The following is a 1967-nucleotide window of genomic DNA, read 5'->3' on the forward strand; positions in this document are numbered from 1 at the left end:
ACATGCATACTTATTGTTCCTATTTCAGCGGGAAGTTTAGCACCTAAAAAACCTCTTATAGATTCGATAAGATAATCAACGCTCACATGTCTGTAAGACCGTTTTAAGTCCTCTATCACATTTGCATCCATCATTGTGTCGGTTTTTTCTTTCCAGTAAATCATTAAATAGGGTTCAGTAGCTTGTCGGGCTTTTCTTTCAGCCGCTTTTCTTTTTCTTTCTTCAGCCTTCGCCCGCTTATTTAATTCTTTGTTATACCATTCATTAAATCGTGATTCGCTCCAATACCTTTTTGCGGAATGTTCGGAGACTTTAAATCCTAACCGTTTAATTAATTCAGATCGTTCATTTGCAATTAAACTACGACTCTTTTTCTTAACAATTTTATTTACTGTGGCAGGTTTATTTTTTAATTCCTTTATAACCTTTTTGTCAGTAATTCCGACTTTTTTCAAGGCAGCTATATTTTGTTTTTTCTGCTGTTTCTTCTTCAGCCGCTTTTTCTTCCCAATCAGTGACACCCCCTTTAAACACAAAAGTCACAGGGAAACGAATTTCCCTGTCAATTTAATATTTAAATGGCTTCTGCTTTTTGTGTCGGAATATAGCGAACAGAACCGCGTGACAGTTCGTCTTGTGCTTCAGCATGAAAATAGGAGACTATTGCAAGCATTTCTGAACGAGTGAAACTAATAATCTGTTGTGTATCGTCATCAAGCTTTTGAGCGAAACAATACATATTCTCCACTCTATCCTCTTTAATCTCTGTGCGGCGTTCTCCGTTGTCGAAAATCATTACGTTTTTATCCAAGTCTAGCAACCTCCGTATATAGTAATTTAATATAAGAAAAGCCGCCCCGATCGGAGCGACTATTTAATTAGTCCACAAGCGCAAGTGTCAATGTTTTAAAGCCGCGGCGGGTTTTAACTTCTTTTGGAACAACTTTTAATGGCTCGTCCGTCCAAGGACCTTGCCCTACAATCCCAATGATACGTTGTAGGGAGCTTGCTACGCCCTGAGATACACTGTGATAGCCTTGTCCGTCTGCTGTTAAAAGAACAACGCGCATTGCCTGAATTGTCTCTTTCGTGACTTCATCCTCTAATTCAACCGCATGGGCGACCATGTCTGTAATTTCAATTACTTCTCCGATATGGTCTGATAGAGAGTGTTCAGCGTTGCTTACCGCGTTGTAAAGTTTGATGCTGCTCTTTCTGTCCGTTGCCTGGATAGTTGAAAACATTTGTTGTGTACCTTGTTCAAAAATACTTGGTGATGCTGTTGCAATGTCCTCAGTTGCCAATACGTCAGTAGTGTTTTCAGTGTTTTTAATAGTGTTTGTCATTTTAAAATTCCCCCAAAGAATTAATTTTGTTTTAAGTATTCATTGAATTTTTCAGCTGACACGCGCCATTCTCGACCGACTTTGAAACCTTTAATTTCTCCGTTGTTCAGCATTTTGCGAGCCGTTTTTTCAGATATTTTTAATATCTCGGCTACCTGTTTAACTGTTAAAACCTCTTCACTAGACAAAAAGCGTACCTCCCTCTACATATGTATCACTTCCTTTAAAGGGCTTCAGATTCCTTTATGTTCCCTTTGATGACCTTATCTTACCATCAAGGGATATATCATGTCTACCCCTTTTTACAAATTTCTTCAGAATTTTTTCAGGAAGGATTCGACATTATGCGACATATTGGTAGGAGAAGAAAATATTTCTGTACCAATAATAGAACACATGTTCCTGAATGTAAAGTCCTATTATATATGAAATAACTGGGTATCAGGGATAGAAATGTCCTATCTCTTATGTTCGCACTGAGTATAAATGTTTATAACAGGTTATTATTGACAAACTAAAATAAGTGTGTATATACTCTCTCCATTAAAGGAGATGAATAATTTATGCCAAATCTAGAAATATTAGATATTATTAATATGAAATTAGATACGAAATACAAGC

4 protein-coding genes are annotated in these 1967 nt (G+C 37.0%); all 4 read right to left on the bottom strand.

Annotated elements, in window-relative coordinates:
- Positions 1 to 521, bottom strand: a 521-nt coding sequence (locus ACFU9E_RS35405) for a hypothetical protein (RefSeq protein ID WP_380715693.1), incomplete at its 3' end; no start/stop codon positions are given.
- 53 nt (positions 522 to 574) lie between these two features.
- On the bottom strand, positions 575 to 811 hold the full coding sequence (locus ACFU9E_RS35410; protein ID WP_376912105.1) for a hypothetical protein: 237 nt from the start codon (positions 809 to 811) through the stop codon (positions 575 to 577).
- 67 nt (positions 812 to 878) lie between these two features.
- Positions 879 to 1346 (bottom strand): hypothetical protein, encoded by a 468-nt coding sequence (locus tag ACFU9E_RS35415; protein ID WP_326194938.1) that lies wholly within the window; start codon positions 1344 to 1346, stop codon positions 879 to 881.
- 20 nt (positions 1347 to 1366) lie between these two features.
- Positions 1367 to 1534 (bottom strand): helix-turn-helix domain-containing protein, encoded by a 168-nt coding sequence (locus ACFU9E_RS35420; protein ID WP_326194937.1) that lies wholly within the window; start codon positions 1532 to 1534, stop codon positions 1367 to 1369.
- Between the last annotated feature and the right edge of the window lie 433 nt (positions 1535 to 1967).

The organism is Kitasatospora sp. NPDC057595 (genome assembly GCF_042800875.1).
Classification (GTDB): Bacteria; Actinomycetota; Actinomycetes; order Streptomycetales; family Streptomycetaceae; genus Kitasatospora.

What these genes read in the sequence shown, in the direction of transcription:
- ACFU9E_RS35415 (WP_326194938.1), bottom strand. Translation starts at nt 1,346, where the DNA reads ATGACAAACACTATTAAAAACACTGAAAACACTACTGACGTATTGGCA.